Origin of the sequence: Cupriavidus sp. UME77 (assembly GCF_014170355.1) — a bacterium.
Classification (GTDB): Bacteria; Pseudomonadota; Gammaproteobacteria; order Burkholderiales; family Burkholderiaceae; genus Cupriavidus; species Cupriavidus basilensis.
The window spans coordinates 55993-81183 of the sequence record NZ_LZZU01000021.1 but is presented as its reverse complement, the minus strand read 5'-3'; the positions used below and the strand labels follow the sequence as shown (position 1 = coordinate 81183).

26 protein-coding genes are annotated in these 25191 nt (G+C 61.4%); 9 read left to right on the top strand and 17 right to left on the bottom strand.

Annotation, left to right across the window (positions count from 1 at the left end; translation table 11 throughout):
• Window positions 1-19: 19 nt before the first annotated feature.
• The 5 genes from A9975_RS10080 to A9975_RS38535 all read right to left on the bottom strand — a co-directional run bounded on the left by A9975_RS10080 (window position 20) and on the right by A9975_RS38535 (window position 4787).
• Complete coding sequence (locus A9975_RS10080; RefSeq protein WP_255503140.1) at window positions 20-1006, bottom strand: tripartite tricarboxylate transporter substrate binding protein; 987 nt, start codon at window positions 1004-1006, stop codon at window positions 20-22.
• A 64-nt stretch (window positions 1007-1070) separates the two neighbouring features.
• Window positions 1071-1874, bottom strand: coding sequence for an alpha/beta fold hydrolase (locus tag A9975_RS10075; RefSeq protein WP_183032568.1), 804 nt, complete (start codon window positions 1872-1874; stop codon window positions 1071-1073).
• Window positions 1875-1918: 44 nt separating this feature from the next.
• Window positions 1919-2968, bottom strand: a complete 1050-nt coding sequence (locus A9975_RS10070) for a porin (protein WP_183032590.1) — start codon at window positions 2966-2968, stop codon at window positions 1919-1921.
• Between the two features lie 294 nt (window positions 2969-3262).
• The gene (locus A9975_RS10065) at window positions 3263-4102 is read right to left on the bottom strand and encodes an IclR family transcriptional regulator (protein WP_183032567.1); all 840 of its coding nucleotides are present in this window, start codon (window positions 4100-4102) and stop codon (window positions 3263-3265) included.
• A gap of 493 nt (window positions 4103-4595) precedes the next feature.
• Window positions 4596-4787: a hypothetical protein gene (locus A9975_RS38535; protein WP_370564301.1), complete on the bottom strand. Its 192-nt coding sequence runs from the start codon at window positions 4785-4787 to the stop codon at window positions 4596-4598.
• A gap of 622 nt (window positions 4788-5409) precedes the next feature.
• Here A9975_RS38535 and A9975_RS10055 point away from each other — a divergent pair.
• Together A9975_RS10055 and A9975_RS10050 are read left to right on the top strand one after the other, a co-directional pair.
• A complete protein-coding gene (locus A9975_RS10055) occupies window positions 5410-5979 on the top strand; it encodes a Lar family restriction alleviation protein (RefSeq protein ID WP_183032566.1) in 570 nt (189 codons plus the stop codon).
• Window positions 5980-6030: 51 nt separating this feature from the next.
• Entirely contained in the window at window positions 6031-6921 is an 891-nt protein-coding gene (locus A9975_RS10050) for a DNA/RNA non-specific endonuclease (RefSeq protein WP_183032565.1), read from the top strand.
• 86 nt (window positions 6922-7007) lie between these two features.
• Here A9975_RS10050 and A9975_RS10045 read toward each other — a convergent pair whose 3' ends face one another.
• Complete coding sequence (locus A9975_RS10045; protein WP_183032564.1) at window positions 7008-8201, bottom strand: integrase domain-containing protein; 1194 nt, start codon at window positions 8199-8201, stop codon at window positions 7008-7010.
• Window positions 8202-9300: 1099 nt separating this feature from the next.
• Between A9975_RS10045 and A9975_RS10040 the strand changes: the two genes are divergently transcribed.
• From A9975_RS10040 to A9975_RS38030, 3 genes are all read left to right on the top strand, one after another.
• Window positions 9301-10302, top strand: a complete 1002-nt coding sequence (locus A9975_RS10040; RefSeq protein ID WP_183032563.1) for a PRTRC system protein D — start codon at window positions 9301-9303, stop codon at window positions 10300-10302.
• Between the two features lie 14 nt (window positions 10303-10316).
• Window positions 10317-10799 (top strand): hypothetical protein, encoded by a 483-nt coding sequence (locus A9975_RS10035; protein ID WP_183032562.1) that lies wholly within the window; start codon window positions 10317-10319, stop codon window positions 10797-10799.
• Between the two features lie 71 nt (window positions 10800-10870).
• A complete protein-coding gene (locus tag A9975_RS38030; protein WP_255503139.1) occupies window positions 10871-11002 on the top strand; it encodes a hypothetical protein in 132 nt (43 codons plus the stop codon).
• A 68-nt stretch (window positions 11003-11070) separates the two neighbouring features.
• Here the strand turns inward: A9975_RS38030 and A9975_RS10030 are convergent, their stop codons facing one another.
• The 6 genes from A9975_RS10030 to A9975_RS10005 form a co-directional block, all read right to left on the bottom strand.
• Window positions 11071-11283: a hypothetical protein gene (locus tag A9975_RS10030; RefSeq protein WP_183032561.1), complete on the bottom strand. Its 213-nt coding sequence runs from the start codon at window positions 11281-11283 to the stop codon at window positions 11071-11073.
• A gap of 101 nt (window positions 11284-11384) precedes the next feature.
• Window positions 11385-12458: a primase-helicase zinc-binding domain-containing protein gene (locus A9975_RS10025; protein ID WP_183032560.1), complete on the bottom strand. Its 1074-nt coding sequence runs from the start codon at window positions 12456-12458 to the stop codon at window positions 11385-11387.
• A 237-nt stretch (window positions 12459-12695) separates the two neighbouring features.
• Window positions 12696-13238 carry a single-stranded DNA-binding protein gene (locus tag A9975_RS10020; protein WP_183032559.1) on the bottom strand — a complete coding sequence of 181 codons (543 nt, stop codon included), beginning with the start codon at window positions 13236-13238 and terminating at the stop codon, window positions 12696-12698.
• Between the two features lie 18 nt (window positions 13239-13256).
• The gene (locus A9975_RS10015; RefSeq protein WP_183032558.1) at window positions 13257-14009 is read right to left on the bottom strand and encodes a hypothetical protein; all 753 of its coding nucleotides are present in this window, start codon (window positions 14007-14009) and stop codon (window positions 13257-13259) included.
• Between the two features lie 10 nt (window positions 14010-14019).
• On the bottom strand, window positions 14020-14448 hold the full coding sequence (locus tag A9975_RS10010) for a hypothetical protein (RefSeq protein ID WP_183032557.1): 429 nt from the start codon (window positions 14446-14448) through the stop codon (window positions 14020-14022).
• A gap of 101 nt (window positions 14449-14549) precedes the next feature.
• Entirely contained in the window at window positions 14550-14861 is a 312-nt protein-coding gene (locus A9975_RS10005) for a hypothetical protein (protein ID WP_183032556.1), read from the bottom strand.
• 625 nt (window positions 14862-15486) lie between these two features.
• On the opposite strand from A9975_RS10005, the gene A9975_RS10000 reads away from it, so the two are divergent.
• From A9975_RS10000 to A9975_RS09985, 4 genes are all read left to right on the top strand, one after another.
• A complete protein-coding gene (locus tag A9975_RS10000) occupies window positions 15487-16698 on the top strand; it encodes a hypothetical protein (protein WP_183032555.1) in 1212 nt (403 codons plus the stop codon).
• A 22-nt stretch (window positions 16699-16720) separates the two neighbouring features.
• Window positions 16721-17902, top strand: coding sequence for a FlhC family transcriptional regulator (locus A9975_RS09995; protein ID WP_183032554.1), 1182 nt, complete (start codon window positions 16721-16723; stop codon window positions 17900-17902).
• A gap of 67 nt (window positions 17903-17969) precedes the next feature.
• Window positions 17970-18329, top strand: coding sequence for a hypothetical protein (locus A9975_RS37765; RefSeq protein WP_220810689.1), 360 nt, complete (start codon window positions 17970-17972; stop codon window positions 18327-18329).
• A gap of 206 nt (window positions 18330-18535) precedes the next feature.
• Entirely contained in the window at window positions 18536-19369 is an 834-nt protein-coding gene (locus A9975_RS09985; RefSeq protein WP_183032553.1) for a hypothetical protein, read from the top strand.
• 60 nt (window positions 19370-19429) lie between these two features.
• On the opposite strand, the gene A9975_RS09980 is transcribed toward A9975_RS09985, so the two are convergent.
• The 5 genes from A9975_RS09980 to A9975_RS09960 all read right to left on the bottom strand — a co-directional run bounded on the left by A9975_RS09980 (window position 19430) and on the right by A9975_RS09960 (window position 25178).
• Entirely contained in the window at window positions 19430-20707 is a 1278-nt protein-coding gene (locus A9975_RS09980) for an adhesin (protein WP_183032552.1), read from the bottom strand.
• A 126-nt stretch (window positions 20708-20833) separates the two neighbouring features.
• Window positions 20834-21469: a type 4 pilus major pilin gene (locus tag A9975_RS09975; protein ID WP_183032551.1), complete on the bottom strand. Its 636-nt coding sequence runs from the start codon at window positions 21467-21469 to the stop codon at window positions 20834-20836.
• 19 nt (window positions 21470-21488) lie between these two features.
• Window positions 21489-22712 carry a pilus assembly protein TadE gene (locus A9975_RS09970; protein ID WP_183032550.1) on the bottom strand — a complete coding sequence of 408 codons (1224 nt, stop codon included), beginning with the start codon at window positions 22710-22712 and terminating at the stop codon, window positions 21489-21491.
• Between the two features lie 10 nt (window positions 22713-22722).
• The gene (locus tag A9975_RS09965; protein ID WP_370564284.1) at window positions 22723-24480 is read right to left on the bottom strand and encodes an ATPase, T2SS/T4P/T4SS family; all 1758 of its coding nucleotides are present in this window, start codon (window positions 24478-24480) and stop codon (window positions 22723-22725) included.
• 68 nt (window positions 24481-24548) lie between these two features.
• Window positions 24549-25178, bottom strand: coding sequence for a hypothetical protein (locus tag A9975_RS09960; protein ID WP_183032548.1), 630 nt, complete (start codon window positions 25176-25178; stop codon window positions 24549-24551).
• Window positions 25179-25191: the final 13 nt, after the last annotated feature.

Here is a 25191-nt window from a genome sequence, read left to right as displayed (position 1 = left end):
GATTTCGCAGGTTGTGCGCTCAGTTGTCCAGCTTCACTGCGCCGGACTTCACAAGCTGCGCATAGTGCCTGGTGCGTTCCTCGATTAGTGCCCGGAACTGGGCCCGCGTATTGCCGACCGGGTTGTAGCCCATCTGCGCGAACAGTGTCTTGATGCGCGGCAGTGCCAGCGCCTTGGTGAAGGCAGCATTCAGCTTGTCGAGAATCGCTACCGGCGTGCCTGTGGCCGCGGCGTACCCCACCCAGCCATCGGTGACGAAATCCACGCCGAGCTCACGAAAGGTCGGCACATTGGGGAAGGCCGGCACCCGTTTCCCAGCCGCCACCGCGATGGGCACCGCCTTGCCCCCGTCCACAAATGCCTTGGACGAGTTGGTGACCAGCGCGTAATGGATCTGCCCGTTGGCGATATCCGACATCATCTGAACCTCGCCCTTGTATGGCACATGCGCGGCCCGGATGCCGAGCTTCTGCGCAAGCATCACATTGTTGAAATGGAAGCTGGTGCCCGCACCTGGGGTGGCGTAGTTCAGCTGTCCCGGGTGTTGCTGGGCATAGACAGTGAACTCCTTCAGGTTGTGCACCCCCAGCGAAGGGCTTGTCACGAGCGCCAGGTAGGTGTCGACCGCAATCGTGATTGGCTCGAAGTCCTTCAACGGATCGATCCCGTAGTTCTTGTCCGTCAGGGGCAGCGTGATCATGGTGGCAGGCACGACCAGTCCAATCGTGTAACCATCACGTGGCGCGCGCCTGACCGCATCCAGGCCGATCTTTCCCCCCGCGCCGGCGCGGTTCTCAATCACGACCGGCTGGCCGAGAATCTTGCCGACCTCGTCGCCCAAGGTCCGGGATACCGTGTCGGTCAAACCGCCAGCGGGGTATGGCACGACCAGCGTGATCGGCCGCTCGGGCCAGTCGCCTGCCTGCGCCCCGGCAATGAAACCGAGCGCCAGGCAGGCGCCGATAAGGGCACGCCTTGTCACTGAAGGGATGTTTCTCTGCATCATGCTGTTTCCGAGTAAGGGATTTCGGCTCGCTGGCGAGCCCCAGTCTTGCGATAGTCCGTCAGGCTTATTCGCGGCCAGCATTGTCAACATGGCACCGAATGAAGCCGAGCAGGTGGCGGTTAAAGGCTTCCGGCTGCTCGGCAAACGCGTAGTGCGCAGCGTCTGGAATGCAGACGAACTCCGCCTGTGGGATCAGCTCCTGGATCTCCCGCATGCCGTCAGGCCTGCCGACCTTGTCCTGCTCGCCGGCGATAAGCAGCGTCGGCACAGCAACCTGGCGCAGGGTGTCGATGCCTTCATAGTTGACGATGGCCGCGATCGCGGCGCAGAAGGTATCGGCCGAAGTGCTGGCCGCCACTGAAGTCACAAGATCGACCAGCGGCCCCTGCGAGCCCGCCGCGAACATCGAGCGGATCACCGGCATGGCCGTGTCCACGAAAGATTTCCCCTGCTTGAGCGGCGCGATCCGCTCTTCCAGGAAGGTCCTCCTGTCCTCCTCACTCTTGCGCGAGAATGACGCTACCGTTGCCGACACCACCAAGCCATGCACGCGCTCGGGCAAGAGCGTCGCCACGCGAGGCGCAACGATGCCTCCCATGCTATGGCCCAGCACCACGTTGCGCGCCGTGCCGAGCCGCTCGATCAGCGCGGCCGCGGTGGCCGCCAGCCCTTCGATGCTCAGGTTCTCCGGCAGCGGACTCAGGCCATAACCCGGCGCATCCCAAGCCACCACGCGATAGCCCTCGCGAACCAGCGCCTCGATTTCCGGTCCGAAGTACGTCTTCGAGCCATAGGCGCCGTGCAGCAAGAAGATTGTGGTGTCTGCGTCGCCGGCCACCTGATAATCGGGAAAACGATAGCTCTTCATGTTTGATGTTCCATTCGAGTTGATCTGCGCTTGCCCTGCCGGGCTCAGAACTTGGTGCGGATGCCAATTGCAACGGCGGTCTGGCTGTTCTTGCCGGGCGCCAGCGTGTAGCCACCGAAGCCAAAGTTCATGGCGGCGTTCTTCGCATAGGCGGCCACCGCGTAAAGGTTGGTCCGCTTGGACAAGCTGTAGTCAAGCAGCGCGCTAGCTTGCCAGGGATTCACGGGATTCATGCAGCTTGTGCCGCACGACTTCTTGACGTCGTCGTAGTAGAAGGCACCCGTGAACACCAGGGCCTGCGTGAGCTCGTAGCGCACGCCCGTCCACCAGAAGTTATCGCGCGTGATCGGCCTGCCGGCTTCGTCTTCCTTGCGGCCCCAACGATAGGCTGCGAACAAGGTGGCCGGTCCGGCCACGTAGTTAGTGGCGATGCCCGCGTACTGCGTTCGGCCGGAACCGGTGCCGGTGCCGGCCTGTGGATTCAACTGGTCATAGGCCGCCGAAATGCTGAAGTCGCCCGGAGCATAGGTGGCTCCCAGGCCCCAACCGGATCCAGAGGAAAATGCACCCGGCCGCTCGCCAAAGCTGTAGTGCGCGCCGAGCCCCATTGCGCCAAACTTCCCGACATACTTCACCGCGTTGTCATTGCGCGCAGTGACCACCGTCGAGATCGGCTCATACTGCGGCGCATAGGCCTGCGGCACGTAGTTCCCCATGATCGAGAACATCGTCGTATATTGGCGACCGAAGGTCAGCGTGCCATACTGGTTCGACAAGCCAACGAACGCCTGCCGGTCGAACAGCCGGCTGCTATCGGACTGCGTGCCTGTATCCACGTTGAAGCCGTTCTCAAGGGCGAAGACCGCCTTCATCCCGCCACCCAACTCCTCCGCGCCCCGAATCCCCCAGCGCGAAGTCGACATGCCACCGGAGCGCAAGCTCAGCCGGGAGGCACTGTCTTTCCCGGTAGCACCTGGCAAATTGTTCACGTATTCAACGTTGGCGTCGACCACGCCATAGAGTATGACGCTGGATTGCGCCTGTGCCGCGAGGCTGAACATACCCAATCCTGCGCAAGCCAATACATGCTTCATTCGATGTCTCCCCTTCAGTCCGGTTGATGGGCCAGCCATCGCGACAGGTGGATGTCGGTGTGGCTGCTCTCTTGTCTGGACCGTATTCTTCCGAGAGACCCGGATGGCGTATAGGAGAAACTAGTGGGAAAACCGCACTGCGGAAATGACGACGCTATCTATTTGATTTTAGATGCTTTTCAAACCAGACATAACGCAGGATGCGCAGGCACGGGACCAGCGGCGGGCGAGTGGAGACGGTAGCGCCCATGCCTCCTGGGCAGCCAAAATCACTCGAAGAGGTGCGTGCTCGGCTCAGGGGCGATACACGCTATGCGGCACCACCTGCAGTGGTGGCGAGCGGTCGACCTCCGCGCGGATGGCGTTCACCATCTCCACGAGCCGGGGGCCTAGTTCCTTCACCAACCGCTCCCGTGGCGCAGCTTGCGGATTTGCAACGCAGGTAAACACATAGATGCCGCCCCCCATTGGCATAACCAGTGGCACACCAACGGCGTTGACCGGCCGCGACCATGAACGCAGGGAGATCACAAAGCCGTGCTTGCGGTAATCCGAGTGGGCCCGCTCCACCGACTTTCGGATCTGCTCCCATTCGGCGCCATGCCGCTCCTGCATCTGCTCGAGCAGGTGCGCACGCTCGGCAAGCGGGGCCGCCACCAGGTATGCCGTGCCCATCGCCGTCGACGCCATCGGCAGCACTGTGCCGACGTCAACGTGCACCACCTTTACGGTTTGATCGCAGCGCGCCACCTCCAGGAACATCACCCCGAGGCGGTCGCGTGTGCCCATCGCCACTGAGACCTTGCGCTCGCGCGACAGCGCCTCCATGAACCCCCTGGCGATCTTCTGGACACCGAGACTGCGCTGGATTGAGGCACTGAGCCCCAGGACCCCGGCACCGACGAAGTACTTCCGGCTCTGCTCGTCACGCCGAAGGTATCCCAGCGAAGCCAGGGTAAAGGTCAACCTGGATACCGTGGCGCCAGGCAAACCGGTTATCGAGGAAATATCCTGGTTCCCAAGCAGACCACCGCCATCGAATGCGCCAAGAATTTCCAGTCCACGAGCCAGGGCTGTGACAAAACGGCGGTCATCTTCTAGTGCGGAAGTGTCTTGCGGATGTTTGGTTGTCATAGCGTCCATAAATCGACTTCCCACGCATACGCAGGATCTCGTAAGGTAGCAGAGCAGGATATTCAACAATCGCCAACGGAGCCCGTCCGGGAACGATCTGTCGTTTTTGGCCCGCAGTGCTTGACGGCGCTGTCGCCGGCCCGCACGACAATCGTCGCTGGGTCGAGTCCTGCTCGCCGGCGCTCGACGAGCGCCGGGACCACCTTTGGAAAGCCCCGCAAAAAATTAAGCCCAGGACAAACATCCTGCCGGGCTACAAAGGCTCAAGGAACGCAGCAACTACGGTGGCGTGGTCGGCGTAGAACTGACACAGCGCATTCGAAACAGCAGCTTGACCTTGCGAAACTGCGGCTTAAGGATACCACTAGGCCTGCCTCGGACAGCGTCCTCCGCTCGGCATGACGACGTGAACCATCGACAGGCCGCTCGGGCACCCGTCGGGAAGTCGTTCGGCAAAGGCGCTATACAGGGATTCCCTCCGTGCTGATGAGCTTCAGCCGCTGCGCCTTGCCGACGGTCCCTTGGGCCGCGCGTCGACAATGCGGAAAGACCTGGGTGTCTTGTACGCGCCGAGCTCATTCCAGCAAAACGATCTCAATTCGTTCTGCATGCATCGCTCTCCGGGTTTAGACACAATGCACGCCATAAATTCCCGACCATATTGCTCGTCCGGAGCGCCCGCCACCGCAGCCCCCAGCACAGCCGAGTGCTTTAGCAATGCCTCGTCTATCTCGCGAGGCGCAGGTTTTCCCCTCCCTTGATGATGAGCTCCTTGATCCGGCCTGTGACGAAGGCAAAGCCATCCGGCCCCAGGTATCCAAGATCTCCGGTACAGAGCCAGCCCTCGCGCCTACGAGCTTTTTGGCATCCAGCGATGGGCCACGGCCGCTCTTGAACTCATGCATCTTCAGGGCAGCCGGATGATTGAATCGCTGGAAAAATTCGCCGCGGCGCCAACGCGTGTCGACGGCTGGACCGACCTTGGCTTACGCAGCCGCAATCGCGCTGCGACTTGAGCCCGACGCTCTGGAGAACCGCAAGGCGCGGTATGGCGAGCAAAGCCTGAAGGCGCTTATCCTCAAATCCGGATTGTTCGAGGTCGCAAAGAGGTGCTTCCGCAAGGCACGCGGACACTGATTCGCTCACGCTCTGGCATGTTGGACAAGGTGCGGCCCAGGACGCCCAGCTCGTCTCCGGCTTTCAGCGCAATGCCGCCCAGGAGGTTCTGGCGACGTCTTACAGCTACCTAATGTCTGCGGCCATTCCTTGAAGCGGCATAATCCCGGGTTTCCACCCGGATGTTCGCCATGGATGGACTCATCCCCTGCGCCCACTGTGAAGGTGAGGCGCTTTTTCTTGCCGGCCGCCTGGAAGCCGTCGTCACCTGCGCCGAGTGCGGAATCTCGACGCCCCCCTGCGCGATGGATGAGGGCCGGGACGCCGCCTTTGCCCGCCTGCAGGCCATTTGGAACACACGGGCGGACCATCGCCCCACCGACAAGCACAAGATTGCGGCGCTGGCGCGACAGGAGCTGACCACTTCCGACCTCCCCTATTTCCTGAACCTGCTTGCCGCAAACAATGGGGACTGGGACACACAGGGGCCAATCTTCGCTGCCATGGCCGCACGCCTGGCACAGCCGGATACCCGGCTGCAGACACTCTTGCCTGTCGCGCCCGTGCTGGAAGATGCAGGACGGTACCGAAAGCTCGTTCGCCGTGCCAGGCTGATCCGCATCGATGGCAAGCCCTGGATCCGGATCGATCCATTCGAAGCGACGGTTGCGGAACTCATGGATGAAGACCGGGAGGGGTTCGGGCTGATTGAGGACCTGGTTGCAAACGCAGTCGATCAGCTGCCGGCGGCCGCACCTTGACAACGGCGGGCGCACGGCAAGATAGAAGCACGACCACTCCCAAGAGACACCATGCTTCGCCACTTCCTGTTCGCCGGCCTGATCTCCACCGCTGCGGGCTTCGCATACGCCGACGGCTCCGCCGCATGCGGAAAGCTCTTCCTCAATTCCACTCCGCCCAACCTGGTCACTGCACAGGGACGCACACAGCAGCTCTGCCTCAATAGCTATGCCGTGCTGTCGAACACGACGCTTCGCGCGCCGCATTGGTCTGCTGAACGACTCACGGGGGATGCTGTGATGTCGGCACGCCAGCTGGCCCGCGACAGCGACTTCTACGAAGAACCACGTCTCCCCCCGTCCGGCCGCGCCGCATTGGCCGACTTCGCACGCTCCGGCTACGATCGGGGCCACCTCGCGCCCTCGGGAGACTTCGCCGACAAGGCCGGGCAGGCCGAGAGCTTCAGCCTTGCCAATGTGGTGCCGCAAGACCCGGCAAGTAACCGTCGCCTGTGGAGCCACATCGAGACCGCCACCAGGCGCCTGGCCCGCCAGCATGGCGTGGTCTACGTCGTGACCGGCGCTGTCTACGGCCCGGCGCCGCTGCGCCTGCGAGACCGCGTGGCAGTGCCCCGCTATCTTTGGAAGGCGATCGCTATCCCGAATGCCGGCGCTGCAGCCTATATTGCGCGCAATGATGGCAAGCTGCTTTACTCAGTCGTCAGCATCGAAGAACTCGCCCGATTCGCCGGCGTCGATCCGTTCCCGGCGCTCTCCCGTTCTGCGCGGCAGACCGCCATCGACCTGCCGCCACCGACCCCGCACCCGGGCGAGAAGACTGGTCGCCTCGCACCCCTTGGCGCGCTCACAAAGGCTGAGTCCGCCGGCGAGGCCGAGGCTACGCGCTTTCAAGACTCGCCCGCCACGCGATTCGTCATGGCTGTGGCCGCCCTCCATTTCTAATCCGACTACCCATGCACTCGATCCTATCCATCTCCCGCCTGCTCCACCGCTACCGTGGGCGCATCATCGACGCAGCGGCCTTGGTCTTACTGTTCGTCTACCTCTCCTGGTGCTTCGGCAAGTAGCGCCTGCGCGCCTTCGGTCCCCAAGACCCGATACAGCTTTGCACGCGAGATCCCGAGCGCCTTCGCGGCGCTCGCTTTGTTTCCGGCCGCCGCCAGCACCGCCTCCCGCACCTGCTCTAAGGTGACTGCGGGCTTTCCCAGCCTCGACATCGTGTGGAAGCTCGATAGGTAGGCGTTCGCCTTACTGGCCCGGCTATGTCCAGCCGCGCTCACCACCCGCTCCATCGCGTCCCGGTGCGCGGCCGGGTCTAGGACCTTCCCGCCTCCCTTGACCGCAGCCTGCTGCCCAGCGATGCGCTCGTACATCTCTTGAAGATATTGGTGCCGCAGACCATGCGCCGTCACGCCCTCGCCTTTCTTCGTCACCCCGTGCTTCTCCAGCACCGCGTAGAACCGTCGGCGCCACTGCTTCTGGTTGTACTGCGCCGGGATCATCGATTCGCGGCCCGGGTTCACCTGGGCTGCAACCTGCGCCGCCTCGACTAGAAGGTCATACTGCCAATCGAACTCGATCGGGACATGCCGGGCCCGGCCGCCCTTCGTCCCCTCCCGCACGAACAGCTGCCCGCTAGGCAGCAAGTCCATCCGCGGGCGCAGCCGCCAGCTTTCCTGCGCGCGCAGCCCGAACCCCGCCTCGATACGGAGCTGAAGGCCGACATAGCGATCCGTCTGGGTGATCTTCTCGATCAGCTCCGTCGCCCGTACCGCGTTGCCCGTCCAAGACCGGTCTGACTGCGCCACATAGCTGCGCTGATAGCCCTCCGGCCGTTCCACATAGTCATCCAGCTTCCCGACCAATCCGGCCTTTCCCATCCACGCACACAGCGCGCGCAGGTGGGATAGCCGTAGCTCGACCGAGCCGACCGCCATCCCGCGCTCCAGCACCCACCGGCGCACCAGCCATCGGATGTGCTTCTGCCGCAGGCTGTAGGGAGAGGTCAACCCGAAGCCGCCATCGTGCAGCTCAACGGCCATGCTCAGCAGAATCTGCGCCCGTTGGCGCTGGGTGGTCTGCGACAGCCCGCGCCCGCTGACCCGGGTCTCACTGTGGGCGCGATGCAGGTTCTCGCCCGCCAGTACTGCGAACTCGGATTTGAACCGCTCGGGAAGAGAATAAGCCGCCAGTAGCGGCCGAAGCTGAATTGTACGAACCATGCCCTCTTTGCTCTGTTTGCCCGCGATAGACGAGCAACGCCAACTCGCACCGTTGCGAGCCATCTTGGTGCGGCGCCCCGAACGCCACATCCAACCTTCCTCGCGGCGCACCACCACCGCGTTTGCTGAGTCCCCCCTCAACCTGGTCCCACTTCCCATCCTTTAGCGATAGCAACCGATCAGCCAGATGCATGGAAGCAATGCCATCCGACTGTCCACAGTGCGCTCAGGCTAGTTGCCTGGCGCCCGCGGCCGACCTCCCCCGTCGCATCGTTCGATGCCGGTTGGCGACGACCAGGGTTCATGCCCTGCCCGACGCCACCCTTAAACGGATGGGGGCCGATTCCTGTTGCGCATTTCTGGTGCCGGCTGCGCCTACCGGGTCGTCATCTTCAGGAGCACGTAGGACAGACCGTCATGGCCTGCACGTATTACTCCCCACCCCAAAGCCAGATCATCTCCACCGCAGTGTGTCGAGCTTCGTGATCCGTGCCCAGCCATCCGGCTGAAAGGGTGCGTGTCATGTAGGAAAAGTCCCGAACACTGTCCGGTGTCCGGCTTCGGACTCGTCCTTACTCTGGTCTACTTTCACAAGTAGCCCGCTGATCGGCTTGTTATCGCGGTGTCCGGTGTCCTCACTGTCCAACACTGGCCACTTGATTTGATTGAAAAAAATGCCGGTGCATTGTCCGGCCTGAACATAGAAGCGATCCGCACGTGTTCGCGCAGGTGCTGAGGGGTGCCGCGCAAGTGGCGGCGAGGTCGATGCGTCGGGGACGCTGGGTGTGGGACAGAGAATAAGGGATGGCGCTGGACATCGCAACCGGGAAAGCGCGCGCCATTTCGAAGATCTCGCGCCCTTGACAACGCTTCAGGGCAGGTAGATTCAAAGGGTCGGCAGCAAGGGCACTATCGGGGCAGATTAGGGGCAGTTTGCGGGACCATCATGGCCCGCATACGGCACCGACTCAGTCCATACCGCTCAAGGGCACATTGGGGGCACTTTACGGACCCGATACGCCACCCGAAACGCCCAGCGCCCTATGCGCACGCGGACCCTTCCGGCCGACGACTCTCATCACACAATTGGAGCGCAAAAATGAAACTCGGTACGGTCGCGGTCGACGTTGGCTATGGAAACACGAAATTCGCTTACGGCATGGGCGCCGAGACGGTCCACCGTATGTTCCCCTCCCTCGCGCCGCCGGCATCGGCGAACACGCTGACTGCGAACGGCGGCGGCTTCTTCAAGGCCCGCGACATCGTCAACGTCATGGTCGAGGGCAGCCATTATGAGGTCGGCCCTGACGTCTCAATCAGCACGGCCTATGGCAACACCGGCCGCACGCTGTCCGAGGACTTCGTGACCACGCCCGAATACGCTGCGCTGCTGGGCGGCGCGCTCCACTACACTGGCGCAACCGAGATCACGCAGCTGATGCTGGGCTTGCCGGTTCACACCGTCCAGAAATATGCCGCCTACCTCAAGGAGCGCTTCTGCGGCCGACACGACTTCGGCCAGGGGCAGGTCGTCGTACATAACGTGGTGGGACTGCCCCAGCCGCTGGGCTCCCTTGTCACGTTCATGCGCCAAAGCGGTAGCGCCTACGACAGCGAGAACTCTCACCTGGTGATCGATGTGGGTTACTTCACCACCGATTGGGTTGTGGCCCGTGGCTTCACGATGGACGACCGCCGCAGTGGAGGCGTGCCTGGCGGTGCAGCCCGTATCTACCAGCAGATCGCAGCCATGATCTCCGAGCAGGAAGGCGAAACCGTCACGAGCATCGAGCGTATCGACAAGGCACTGCGCGAGAGCAAGCCGTTTCTCTTCTACGACAAGGAGATTGCGCTCCAGCCGCTGCTGGAACAAGGACGCGCTGTGTGCCAGACCGCGGTGAAGGAAATGCAGACCCGTGTTGGTCGGACCGAGGACATTCGCTCGATCGTGCTCACCGGTGGTGGTGGCTCCCTTTACTTTCCGGCGATCCGGGCTGCGTTCCCACGCACCCGTATCGAAGTGCTCAAGTCTCCGTGCTTCGGCAACGTCAACGGCTTCTACGAAATCGGGGCATCGCGTCAAGCACGCGCTGCAGCTTGAATGGGACGGTCGCGATGGACAAGCTAACGATCAAGTTGACGTTCACGGAGTTCGACAATCCGGAACTGATCGACCATCTCACCGCGATCGAGAGCGCTCGCCATCGCGCCCGCGCGCTCCGGCGTCTGGCGGAGATTGGACTGGCGGCCCAACGCATGGGCCTGCGATTGCCACCCTCCGGATTGCTTGAGGCTTCGGCGTCGAGCGTTCGCCCCACCCATGCCCAGGCCACGCGAGCGCCTACCACTCCCAAGCCCGTGCGGGAGAGCTTCGAGCACGTCGCCATCCCCTCCACGCCGCCCCTCGCGCCCTTGCCAGCACCAACGCCGGCACCGGCACCGGAACCAGCGCCGCCCAGCATATCGGCGGTCGTTGCCGCAGATCACAATGGGCCGACCGTCAGCCTACCTGCCGGAACGGAGCAAGCAGGTGCCGAGGCCGGACTACCCGCGACCGCGCTCCTCGATCTCAACAACGCGATGAGTCGGTTCTTCTAGCCGGCTTGCGCCTTGACACGGTTCGGCGAACGATAGACTGAGTCCAATACCGCTAACTTTTCGGAGGCCCAATGTTCGACTACCTCGCATCGCTCGACTACAACAAGATGGGACGCCTCTGGGCTGCGGCCGGCGCGGCGTGGGCACTCTACGAATGCGCCCTCATGCTGGGAAAGGCGTGGCTCGCCCGCACGCGCGGATAATTCTCCCAATCCTAGAAACGACAAAAGCCCGGCATCTCTGCCGGGCTTTGTCGTCATGGTCGTCGTGTCTAGTGCACCGCTGTAGGCCGCACACAGAAGGCAAATGCAGCGTCGAAGCTATCCTCCGTGCGCTGGAACTGTTCCGCACGGTTGGGTCCGCGGCGGTAGACATGGAAGCTCTGCGCCTCCGACTGGCTGGCGGCCTGTACGTCGCCGTCTGCCGTGGTGCGCATAGCACGAATGGCCAGGTGGCCAACAAAAACAGTGAAACCCTTCTGCATATCGATCTCTCTCAGAGAGCTGCCCGCAGACGGATTCGCCCTGTGGGCGAACCCACAGGGCAGAGTTGAAGAAAGCGCACCTACGTGCGCGGCTTGAAAAACTACGAGATGACCGGCCTCGGCGCGCGTGCAGCGATCCCCCGCAGGCTATAGGCCGTAGCCCATTGGTCGCAAAAATCAGTCCCTCGGATCAGTGGCCTATGCAGCACCACGGTGAAACCCTCGGCGCGGAGCCGGCTTTGCAACCTCAACGCATCGGCCATGCCAGGAGACTTCCTAGTCTTTGGGTCGATCTGATCGAAGTCCGCAAAGATGTGAACCGTGTGGATACCAAGCCCTGGTGGAACGACGAACTGGCTCAGCAACACACGATTTAGGCAAGACCAGACCGGCACCCCATGCAACATGTAGGCGCCGTAGGCCGTTTCCAGCCCCTCAGCGACGCCGATCACACCATCGACCGGCGCCATCAACCGCACCGCCCCGCCCGCTAGGGGGAGCGCGCTAACCTCGTTGCGCTTGCTATTCAGGATCTCGCCGGCAGGGCAAACGATTGTGGCTTTGCTTGGCTTCTCGGCATCCAGATAGGTCCGATGCAAGGTAGCCATGCGGCTATCCGGTAAGGTGAACCGACACACAAGCGCCCAATAGGTATCGAGCACCTTCCCGCCGTGCCAGTACTCCAACTGCGCAAGACGAATTGCCGTAGACGGTGCCGCATCCAACCCTCGGACACGTTGGCTCAAGTAGGACATGGCACGATCGCCTGGGCGCAAGGGCCGCGCGCCTCCCCAGATCCGATCTAGACGAGCTGCGGCCTTCGCGGGGTCCAGCCGACGACGAGGTGCAACAGCGGGCCGTGCGCAATCGCGTTGCGCCACCGGTGCAGGCATGCGCTCCCCCTCGATCTCAAGGGCCAACTGGATGAAAGACATGCCAGTGAAACGGCAAATGAGCTGAAGCCCATCTCCCGCCATCGGGCTGCCATCCTTGCACTTGCGGCAGACCCAATCACCACGGCCCGACTTGTTGTCGTACGTGAAGCGATCGGTGCCACCACAGATAGGGCAAGGACCAGGATTGCCGGTCAAGCAGCTGACTGGCAGCTGGTACTGCAACAACAAGGCCTCCCACTGCGCGGGAGTCCAATTCGCGATGATGTCTCGCAATTTCATTGTGATTTCTCCAGATGGGAGGATGGGTCGATGCCTGAGACAGGCGGAGGAACGCTTGCTCAAGACACGGCCCGGGTGACCAGGTCGTGTCTTCAGCATGACGAGCTACCACTGGGAACAGACAGACGAGAGCACGCTTCTGCGTGCCGTAGAGACGCGCCACGAATGCCGGCGTATGCCGGTATTCGTGGGCTAAAAAGTCAAATCAGTTTACTTATTGTGCCTTATAAAGCACTTTTAGAACGGTATGTCGTCGTCCATGTCCTCAAAACCATTGGACGGAGCAGGAGCAGATTGCTGTCGGCGAGCACCGCTGGCTTGTTGCCCTCGACCGCCTGCGCCGGCGTTAGCACCGCCTGCAGGGGTCGCACCATTGCGCGCACCGTAACCGCTATTCCGGCTCTCACCGCCACCATACGAGTCGTCTGCGCCGCCGCTATTGCTCTGGCGCGACCCCAGCATCTGCATCTGTTCAGCCACGATCTCCGTGCTGTACTTCTCCGCGCCCGCCTGGTCGGTCCACTTGCGCGTGCGGATGCGGCCCTCGATATAGACCTGGGAGCCCTTCTTCAGGTACTCCCCTGCGATCTCGGCCAACTTGCCGAAGAATGCGATGCGATGCCACTCGGTCGATTCCTTCATCTCACCGCTGGTCTTGTCCTTGTAGCGATCGGTCGTGGCCAGGCGAATGTTGGTCACGGCGTCACCACTGGGCAGATAGCGGGTCTCAGGATCCGCTCCAAGGTTGCCGATGAGAATGACTTTGTTGATAGAGGCCATTGGCCCTCCTTTGAAGTGTTAATGAATGCGGGACACAGACCAGAGCCATTTGTCCCAAAAGAGCTGATTGCCCATGGCGTCGAGCTTCGGGTCACCGCTGGCGCGGAACGCCTGCACTTTGACCTTTCGCAATCGCTTGATGCGAACGGAGTCACCCACCTTGCAGCCGGCTTCCGCCAGCGCGTCTTTGAGCCCTTCACCGTGAAGACTGCGCTCCCCTGAAGGGGTCTCCAGCCACACCGTGAACGATTCGTAGAATCGACCAGGTTTCTTGCGATCCGGATAGGTGGCCAAGCCCCAACTTTTGAGCGTTCCCCCCGCCTCGGCGTGCCTTGCATCGCCTGGGCCAGACTCGGCACTCGCTGTCGGTGTCGCCGGCCGCGTAGGCGTCGACTCCGTCCTCGCCGCAGGGCTTCCCTCCTGGCCTGCACCCGAGGAAGCATGCGGTGAAGCAACCTCCGGCACCTTGCCTGCCCTCACAGCAAGCTCAACGGCTTCGCCAAGCGAGAGGCCCTGGCTCACCGATACCAGCTTCCAGTAGGGAACTACCGATGGCAGCAGCTTCTGACCGAAGTCAGTAGTGCCGACCACGCGCTCGAAGGTCGCAACAAAATGCGCGACGCCAGAGGCTTCCTTGCGGAACAGGTGGGGAACGCCACCGATTGCCAACTGTGCCTCGTTCGACGCACCAATGCCGACACGAACATCCTTGGTAGCAGGGGGTGGCGAAGTGCCCATCAAGGCGTCCAACATCGTTCTGAGGAATCGCATATTCGTCACCTCATACCAGCGTGCCTCGCGACAGCAGCCGAACCTCGTCGAGGTCCCGCGCCAGTCGGGGATTGTTGAGGATCACGTCCTGCATCGTCTCGGGGTCTATTGCGTTGACGGCGCAGACATAGCGGTATGGCAGTGCGCCGTCCCACATCTCGAAGATCCACCCAAGCGTCATGGCGTAATCCTCATGGTCGACGGCACGGTTGGTCATGCGAGCACGGAGCATCTCTGCGCAGTCGAGCAGGGACTCCGGCATGTTGTCGCCGCGGCGACTGTCACACGCGAGGCCGATCAGCGCGTCGACCATCTTCTCGCGCACGTCTTCATTCCAGGTGTGAGGGTCAGGAAGGGGGTCGGGGTTCTTGGCGGGGGCAACGACAGCTGACTCGCCACCAAAGATATCGAGTTGCCAGCCGATGAGATTGGCTTCCATTTTGGGTTCTCCATGCGAGCACCCGATGGACCACCTGTCGGCGGGTAGCGGGTACCCGGAACAGGTGAGGGGCCCGCCCTCTTGACGAGGGCAGGTATGGCTTAGGAACGACTGCTCGTTCCCGAGCGCGGGAAGGGTGTGATCACAGCAGACTTCGCATACTGCGGCGTGATCCCGCGATCTTCGTCAACAGGCGGGCTTGCCTGCGACGATTTATGGCGCGGTACGACAACGTCAGGAGCGGCAGGGGTCGCTTTGCTCGCCGTGCCGGCTACCGAGTGATAGACCATCGACACGACAACGATCACCACGAAGAACGCGACAAGCGCGCTATGCGATGCCAGGTAAAGAACCAGGACGTAGATGAACAAACAGATTGGCGACTTGATGGCGCGAACGAAGAAGGATTCCACGGTTTTATCTCCAGAAAACAGATTGCAGTGGATGTCCTGGCGACGGCCAGGAAAAGTTCGATGCTCAGAAGAGCAAGGAATCCTTCAAACGACAAAGCGCTTGCGTCATGCCTAGGCATCACGCAAGCACGCTGAGGCGTGGCGGGGATATCGAAAACCGGTGATGCCGGCATCCAGAGGGCAAGGGCGTGGAACCCTTGCGAAGTCGATGCGTCTAGGACGCTGATGTCCCTTCACTTTACATCGTGTGGGGTCCGACTATTCCGCAGAAAGCTCTCAAATTTGTGCGGTCTTTTCGGGGAATAGTGTCAATCATGATTAACGCATAACGGGCACCTCTTCTTTTACGACAGATATAAATCCTACTTGAGTCGGCCCCCAACCGTAGGGGTAAACCCCTAAACATTAGAGTCATTCATGCCGATAGCTGCTAGTTCTTGGGCGTCTTTTCGGGCCTAGCCGAAAAAGCGATGCAAAAGATCGGAGCTTTCACCGCGCACAACCGCGCCCTGCTTTCGTACTCTTTCACTCGCGAGACGCCGCCCTTGACAAAAAAAAGTTCAGGCTAGGCTAAGGACTACGCGCACCTTTGCGCAAATAACGACAATCGGAAGAAACAACGCGGATGACCAAACCTAACCGTCAGGAGATTGCCAGGCACCAGCCTCAGTTGCCCCCGGCCTTCGAGTTCCCTATCTCCAATGAGATCGATCGAGTGGCGCACGAGCTTCGAGACACGTTGCGAGGCGAGATTAGCGATGAAACGATTGAGGCGATTGTCCAGGCCACGCGCGTAGTACGCGGGTCGATACAGCGCATCAAAACGGAGCACGTCACTATCGGCGGTCAGCTCTCGCTAATTGACAATGCCTTGACCGATGACCTGATCATGGCCCTCGGTGATAATCGCGGCGCTCGCAATAAGGCCCTTTCACTGTTTTACGTGATCGCCGAGAGAGCTTTCGACCTCAAGAAGGCCAGCGCCCGCATCTACATGTCGTCGTACCGGAAGTTTCTGAACAACAACGGCGCTCTTTCGACATTCAACCAGGGAGAGATGGCGATTCTTATTCGGTCCGACATCACGACCGAAGAGATCGATCTTCTCGCAGAAGAGAAAGCGAACAACCCGAAAATGAAGCGATCCGAAATTCGCCCATTTATCGAACGGCTTCGTGCGAAAGATATTGAGATTCAAGAAGTTCAAAACAAGCTCGAACTGGCCGCCAACGAGCTAGCCGACAGCGCATCGGAGCACTCGGAGAAAGACTTCGAGATTCGCCGGTTACGCGAGCAGATCACGCAGTTAAAAGGTGAACGGCAGGAAGCCGAAGCCGCCCTTTCCTCCAGCAAGAACGATCTTTCGCGCGCCAATTCCGCCTTCAGCCGGCTACAGATGGCGATCGATGAGACCGAGAAGGAAAATCAGCGCCTGAAGGAAGCGGTCGCAGTCTCCAACGCCAAGGGTAAGCAAGGTACTCAGCCCAATACGGTCGAGATTATTCCGCCTGGCTATGCGAGCCTGGAAGACGCGCTCACAGCGATGAATGAGCGCATGTCGGTGGCGAAGCGAGAAATGGATAAACTCCTCGCAGAACGCGCCCGACTGGAATTGGAGGTACGCGACGCAGAAACCAGACTCGCGTCGAGTCGCGACGTACATAACGAGTTGACCCAACTCCTAACAGATTTTGAGCGGCTCATTTCTTCGTTCTCTGCACTGCAGCTTACCGTTCAGCTTGAAAACAAGAAGGACATGTATCAGTCAACATTTGAAGTGCTCGCGGGTTTCGCCAACCGCTTGAGCAACGACTTGCAGGCCTACATCTCTAAATAAATAATAGGGTCGAGAAAATATAATGATTATTAGCCAGAGTAGCAACACATTCAACGGACTGAAACTCTCCCGCATGACACAGGATCGCATTCGATCCGCGAACTACTATTTGACGGACTTCTTGACGGAAGCCCTCGGTTCGCATCGGGACTTTGAGCTGACGCTGCGTGTCAGCAAGAAGAACCTAGACTCGATTCGCACCAATGAGGCTGCCTACCGGGACCTGATGGGGACACCCTTCCTCGTGGTGACACCCACGCTCACGGAGGTCAACGACTGGAAAAGCCTGACCGACCATACCACCAGCACACTGGCCATCGACAAGCTGCGCAAGGACACCCCCAGGCTCAACGGCCAGGATCAGATCCGGTTGTTCTACAACAACCGGCAATACCTGTGGATGCTGGTCGAGCTGCTTCATACCAGCGTCCTTGCCGCGCCCCTGCTCGGCATCAGCCAGGAACTGGCCGACCACCTGCGCAAGGTCCCCCAGCACGTGCTGGATCTCGGAATCGCCCAGGTCGAGTTTCCGATCTTCCGGTGGCGGATCTACAGCAAGCTCTTCTGGACTGAGTATCAATCGGACCGTATCAGCCCAGAGGCGCTGGCGCATTACTTCTTGGCGTCGACGCCCATTCGGGCCGATCGCCTGGAGCACAAGCACTCATGGTCCAACCTGCGACTGCACCGATACCAATCGAAGTTCTACAGCGAGATGCTGATTCGGCAGCACTGCCGCGCTTCCACTGTCGGCTCACTGCTCGCCATCAGCTTGACGACCAGCCGCCGCCTTTACATGGACATCCACGGCGTCTCATCACCTAGCGGCAAGGTACCCAGCTCCCTGAATTGGTACTTCGAGGCCCCAACCTATCGTCAGCAAGCAACGATGATGGTCTCGCTGTATCGGATGGCCTTGGCCACTGGCTCCAACGTCCCAGCCGCATTCATTGCAGCCTTCGACATCATGCAGAGCCTCTTCGGATCTGATCTCAAGCTGACTGCGGATCGCGCCTGCCACATCTGCCGAGCGATGGCGTCCAGCGCGGAAGTCGAACTGGCGCCTTGCCGGATTTGCAGCACGCCATATCTGATCGCAAACACTGGCCCTCGGATCGAGCTGTCTCACAACTTCGCGTGCCCGAGCTGCTCGGCCTCCCTCAGCCATCAGACCGTCGCGAAACGCAAGCGGCGCGATAAGTAGCGGGTCAGACCGAAATCTGTACTTTCCATTAGAATCGGCGCTTTTGCCATAATCGTCAAGACATTCGATGAGCACGACATCCACCATTTATGTTGGCGCGGCACAGGACTGGAACTTGGTTTTGTACGTTTCCGCCGTGCTCACGGCGCTTCTGGCTCGCAAATGGAAGCGGAACATCCTGCTCTGGGCCGCGATCGGATTCCTCGTGCCGTATCTCTCGATAGTGATACTCCGCGTGGTGGTGGCCCGAGCGACGCCGACACTCAAGAAGTATCTCGACGCAAATCCAGCTTGCTCCACTGGCCATGGCGTGGCGTGCAATAAGTGCGGTTCCCGAAGTATTCGGCTTTGGATCCGCGAAGGCGTCTTGTCCAACGAGAAACAGCATCTCTGCAACCATTGCGGCACGCATCTCTATAGCACCTGAACCACCGCTCCTGGAAAGTGATGGCGCCCCCCACGAAGTGGGGGTGAAGGATGGCCGTCGCATTGCCGTTTGTACAGGATTAGGGGTTTTGTATCGGCGCCATTTGCTGATTGCCGCGCCAACTTGACAATGCTGTGAACCACGTAGGATGGACTTATGCGATCCGAGGGCGGGCCGCAATGTTCAACGTTTAGAAGGGAAGAAAAATGCAAAATAAGATCAAACTGTCTCTCTCCGCGATCTCGGTCGCTTCGCTCCTCGCACTGGCTGCCTGCGGTGGCGGTGGCGACGGCGGTGGTTCGTCGACCCCGGCCGCAGTCACGCCGGCACCGCCGCCCCCGACCATCGTGGTGCAAGGCTCCGCGCCGGCTGTCACCGCGGACCCGATGGCCGTTATCTTCGTGCCTCAGACCGAGACTTCCACCAAGTCGGTGCTTCAGTCCATCGCCTCCAACGCATTCCCGGGCTCGCTGCAGAAGGCAACGGCCGAAGGCGCCTACAAGCAGATCGGGATCGATGCCAACAGCCTGATCTCGCTGACGACCGGCAAGATTGTCGACGTGGCCGGCAATGGCGATTTCTCTATCGGTCGCTGGACAGACGGTTCGAGCAGCATCGGGAACTTTAGCGTGAACCAGGGCGCGCACTATGTAGTGGGCAAGCCCCTCAAGCTGGTTCCAGATCTAAATCCGCTAGTCCCCGACACCAAGGCCACTTGCTCTCTGATTGCGAGTACCAAACCGACTGCTGTTAGCGGCAATTTCGCACCAGGCAAGATCAATTCAGCAACCGCCGTCGTCAGTCTGAAGTTTGCTTCGCTAGACTCACTCTCTATCGATCTGGCAATCGGATCAGACGCCCACGCAACCGCAAACGCGACCGCTACTGCGCTAGAAGGGGTTCTGCAATCTCAAGGTTTCATGCGTCACGTCGAGACCCTTGGCACGATCTCTGCCAAGCCGCTCCTCGCAATCGGCTACGCCATGCCCACGCCGTCCAGCGGAGACGTGACCGGGGTGGTGGTCCTCCAGTGCCAATAGTCGGTATCGCCTAGAAAGCAGAAAGCCGGCAATCGCCGGCTTTCTTGCTATTCGATGCAGCTAGCCTCCATTATCCTTACTCGGAATGCTTCCCGCGGTAGTTGCAATAAACTCCGTCCCCGGCGCGCAGGTCCATCTTCCACTCATGCTATCCCACGTTCCGCCCGCGCCCGCTCTCGTAACGCAAATGCCGACCCAGCAAAAGTTTGTGCAATAGCTAGCGCCGCTGACCACGTTTCCATCTGACGTCCCTGACGCCGCCCGCCAAACGCCAGACTGGCACGACAGAATCCTCCCGTTCGGATCGCTACGGATCGCGCCCTGAGGATCGCCGCAGCCCCAGCCATCCCAAACCTGTTGGCCGCCTCCGATGGAAGGCACGACAGCACCTGCGGCATAGAGATAGCCGCTGGAACGAACGGAGCCTGATGCAGCCACATCGCCATAGGACTGCACACTGTTTGTGTAGACGCCTGCGGCAGAGAGATTCCCCGCCACTGCCGCACTTCCATTGGACTGCACGTAGTTTCCGTACACACCATTTGCGCTCGCATTCCCAGCGACCGAAGCATCGCCATTGGAACGTAGGGCTCCACCCGTCACGGCGCCATTTGCCGATACCGCCCCATTTGACTGCAAGTTCCCAACGGCATTCATAGCCTGGTTGTTCGCATCCATCGGCCCGGTCAGGTTTAGCGACCCATCCCGCTTGTAGAACTGGTTCATGCTCTGCGCCAGGAGCGACGTGTTGCCTACCCGCATCATCAGCACACCCGCACTGCCTCCAGACAGGGGATTGGGCGCAGACCAGCTCGCGGCCATCCCGGTAATGACCGCAGGGCTCTCCGCGTATGACACGCCAGCATCGACGCCAGCAGCCGCAACAACCGTAGCCATCTGATCGGTACGAACGTTGCCGCTGGCATCACGGTATGCCGTGGTCGAGTACATCGCCCCGGGGATGGTGCAATTTGTCAGACCCGCGCTGCAGTTGGTCGGCACCAGGTCCACACGAAACGACAGCCCGAGCGGACTGGTGTCACTGAACCCGATCGGAAGCAACTTCAGGTTAATCAGATCCTGCACCGTGGGGTGAAGCGGGCTAGCGACCGTCGCCGATACACTACCCGCATTGATCGTCGTCGGCCCGTTCGGACTGGCAGCGAGCACCGTCATGTTGTCGAAGACATAGGTATTGACGGCACTCGCCACGTTGGACATGTACTGGCCAGTACCGGCGGCCAACGCGTCGTCAATGAGGTTGTTGGTGTTGTGAATCATCACAGCAGCGCCAATCGCCGCGACGGATAGTTGAAGCGCCGCTTCGGTCAGAAACATCTAGCCTACCTCCAAGTAGAACGCCGCCCTGAATGAGGCAGGGCGGCGGCAATACCAACAACTATGCCAGCAGAGCCGGTGTCGCTGACCGGCATAACCTCACCAAAACTCGATAGCTTTCGCCGGTCACGCAATGTACAGGTCGATGGTATTGCTGCCCCCCGAGCACGACACCTTGCTCGGGTCGACAGCGCCGCCCACTGCCTTGATGGTCGTCCCGTTCACGACGATCTTGCCGGCGCTGCCTTGGTATGACGCGACGATGGCGATGCAAGCGGCGTCAGGCTGCTGCGGGACGGACCATTGCAGCGAGTCGTTCGCGCTGAGCAACTGGGCGGCGGTCACAGTCAGCTTGCCTCCACCGGGCTGCAGAATGATGTCGGAGCCGGTCTCGGTCATCGTGGTCAGATCCTTGAATACACCGTTGCCCATCAGTGCGGTGATACTGACCTTGCTGTACTGGCCGCGGTAGCTGGTTTTGACCTTCCCGATGACGCCGTTCAGCTCAGTGGTCAACTGCTGGACCTGGGTATCCGTCTGGTTACGCGAGAACAGCACCAGGATGGCCACCAGCGCGAGGCCTGCCAGCAGCAGGTAGAAGCCATACTCATCCAGTACCCCGCCCCACTGGCGGCGGGTGCGGCGATTGCGGCTGCCCTCCGGCATACCGCGCACGTCGCGCACCGGCTGCCCGCCCAATTCCGCGCCCGGATTGTCCATCTCTACCTGTTCCAGGCTCGTGTCTTTCTGCAATGCGTTCATATTGGTAGTCCTCTTTGGGTTAGGGTTGTTGCGTCTGGGTGGGAATCGGGCGCTTGCCGCCCATGGCCGCCATGGCGGTGCGGGACTTCATTTCCTGCGCCATGAAAGCCGGCATGAAGGCAAGCGCGGTGATGATCACGATCAGGATGATCGTTGCGCGACGATTGAAGCGCGACGCGCGCTGTTGCATGAGCTGGGGGGTCGTCTTGAGCAGGTCCTCCGACACGGTGTGAAGCATCTTCGACAGGTCGCTTTCGTACTCGGCGATGTCCTGAATCCGGTAGCTGGTGTCGCGATCGAACAGACCCGTATCGAACACCTTCCCACCTTCGTTAGGCGCATATTCCAAGTTCAACTCGATGCGCTCGATGTGATACGCCAGGTACGGGTAGGCATTGGCGCGCATCAGCACCAGACCGTCCAATAAGTTGCGAGCATCCCCACCAAACTTTTTGGTCACGGCCGAGAGACCGGCCAGAAACTGGGCGCTTTGGAATCGACGGAAGAAATCGAACGCCAGCATCCTGCGGTCCAGCCACCCGCGGTAACGCCCCACGTAGCGGGTCAGGGCCCGAGCCACCCACACGCCGGCGGCGACTTCGGCAATCACGAGCAACCATCCCCAGTGCCGCAGGAACGTCGAGGCGTGGTGGAAGGTCGATGCAATGGGACCGTACTGACTCACATCCAGCATTGCGCTGAATGACTTGTCGATGGCTGGGCCGATCAGAAACGCCAGGGCGCCGAGATAGGCATGGAGGATCACCACCGTCATGACCACGCCGGCCAGCGTCATGGCAATGCCAGCGCGCGCCTCGCCAAGCGCGGTAAGGTTGCGCGACAGCGTTTCCAGGCCTTCCCGAATGTCGCCGCCCTCTTCCGCCACGGCGAGGATGGGAATGTCCTCGTCCGGAATCGTGCCCCGGAAGATCTCCGTCAGCCGGGAGCGCTGCATCTGCCCGTCGATCCCCTCGGACCGTGCAAGCCAGTGCGCCGCGAGCACGCCTACCGGCTCGCCAACGCGCCGCGCCGCATCCTTGGCGAAATGGTTGGAAACCGGCTCCCCCGGCATGTGGAGAATCCGTTTCGCCAGGTCACCGTAGTACGTTGCCCGCATGCTGCGGAAGCGATACTTGGCCCAGAACAACCGGTCCATGAACACCTGATCGCCCGCCTTCAGCATCGGGCCGCCGACCTTGCGTTGGGCCAGCCCAACCAGCCACTGTGCTAGTTTGTTGAACATGCCGTTCCCCTCAGTGCTTTTCGCCGCGCGCACGCTGGCGGGCAAGTCTGGCTTCGTAGGCGTCGAGCGAGCACAGGCGCTCCGCCTCACGCGGGTCCACCACGCCGGCAAATACCTTGTACATAGCAACCTCGAACACGGTTTTCCCCGTGCTGTCCGGCACGTCGAAGCCGACCTGGCGCTTGCTGCGCTGGTATGCCGCCAACTCGATGTTCCTGGCGTCGCGGATAAAAGCCAGGTCCTGCTCGTCGGGCTCGAACATCTCGGCCACTACGGTCCGGCCGCGGGCGCCGTTCAGCTCCGGCAGATTGGGACGGCGGCAAAGCTCGCACCCTTGCGGGTTCCGTAGCCGAATGCCTTCGATATCGAAGCGAAAGAGGCGCTCAATCTGGTGCAGCTTCCTCGCGCCAAGGGCTTCCTTCATCGCCGTATGCCGGACGCCGCAACTGCAGGTCTTCGGCATCAATGCCTGATAGACGTAGAGATTGATGAAGCCAGGCGTGGCGAGGACACTGCGTGGAATGCGCAGTTCTCCGTCCGAGAGCCGGTCCGCCGCCGTCAGCGCACTCGGCGCGTGGACAGTCGTCAACGCGCGCAGCCCGGCGCCCGCCACGTCCCGAAACAGGCCGGCCGATTCGTGATCGCGGAGCTCACCCACCATTACAAAATGCGGGTTCATCCGCTTGATCTGGCGCTTGGCCGCGATAAAGGGATCTTCATCCCGGTTCGCACCGTCGAGCGTGCGCGACACGGAGAAGTGGTGCGTGCCATTGGCAAGCAGCTCCACCGGATCCTCGATGGCCATCTTGTTCATCCACCCCGGCTGCCGCTGCATGATCGCGTGGGCTGTGGTGGTCTTGCCCGAGCCAACAACGCCAACGAGAACAGTGCCGCCGCCGAGGTGCATCGTATTTCGGTCGAGCAGCTGGGCCTGCTGCTCGAAGTAACCGAGGTCGTTGACGAAGTCAACTTCCACCGATTGGGCTTCTTCGCGGTGCATCCGCATGACCGTCACATGGCCAGTGGCGCTCTGCATCGAGGCCCAACGGAACACCAGTGCCTCCCCGTCAATACGCGTGCGAATGCTGGTCTGCTGCGGCAGGACCCGGCTGAACACGCCCTGCGATCCCCCTTTTCCCTTCTGCCAGATATGGGACAGGGTATCGAGGATCACGCCCGTTTCCATCCGGAACTCCGCCGGGGCAACGAGATAGCCGTCAATGGCAAATCGAATCTGGGAATGCGTCCCCTGATCTTCCACCTCCCAGTGAATATCCGAAGCCTTCTCTCGCAACGCAAAGCGCGCCGCAGCCTCGAAGTTGTTCCAAAGCGCGCTGGCCGGGCGCCGGCGGCCGACGGTGTAGTCGGTCTCGACCCCACCGCGCGGATCGACGCTGCCACGGGAAAGGGCAACCATGACTTGCGTAGCCGCGAGGTGCGTCGCCGGCGCTGCCTGGTCATAGAGCAGCCGAGCCTGCCGCATGATCTCCTCCGCTTCGTCCGATGTGGCCATCTCCCGCGAGACCACCAGCGCAAACTTTCCGCGCACGCCCGACCCACCCGCCGCTTCCACCAGCACCGGGCAGATCCCATGCCGCAGCGATGGCGCCATGTCCAATTCGTCGTAGAGCGTCTTGATGAAGATGGGGAGCTCGTCCACCGTGCCGATCGCTTCTGCCGGCGAAGCGATCGCGGCGGCGCCAGTCATTGACGGCCTCGAGGGCGCAGACGCGGCAAAGGCCGGCGCCGCGCCGGTGAGAACCGTCACGCCCCCGACTCCAGCGACATTGGCGTCCGCGCGGTCGCGCCTGCTGAACAATGCCATCGCAGCGGCCCTCACCGTTGTGCCACGGACGCCGGCGCCGCCGCCGGCAATGGCGGCGTCGGGACCGGAGACTGGAATGCAGGCTGGGGCATGGGCATCTGTGGCCCCGGTGGGAAGCCCGGCGTCATCCCTGGGACCTGAGCAGGCAGTGGCGCGGCTTGTCTGGCTGTTGCTGCCTCGGGTGCGCCCGCCCGCCCAGACTCCAGTAGGACGGCCGCATCCTCTTCCACCAACGGGGCGAACACTTTGGTCTTGCCTCGGGCAAACGTCGTGCCGGCTGCCGAAATGTCGGCCACAGTGAAGCCGCGCCACTTCGCGCCAACGCGGGCAGGATAGACCTGATCGCCCCACCTGACGTAGCTGCGCAGGTTCACAGCGCCGCCAGCAGCGCGGCCGTCTACGCCATAAAGGGCAATCGTCTGCGGTGAGCGCTCGTGCGCCTTGACCGTCGTGGCGCCAGCCGGCGCGGCGGTCAAGGTCGGAGCCGGAGCGGTTTTGGCAAGATCCTGCTCCAGTTTCTGCAGCGCAACCTTGCCGTCGGCCTCGATCAGCTTCCGTGTGATCGACACGTCGTCATCGGCAAGCACCACGCCGCACGCAAGGAGTGTGAACATCGCCACGCTCGCGCGGCGGATTGTCATTGGATGAGCACGC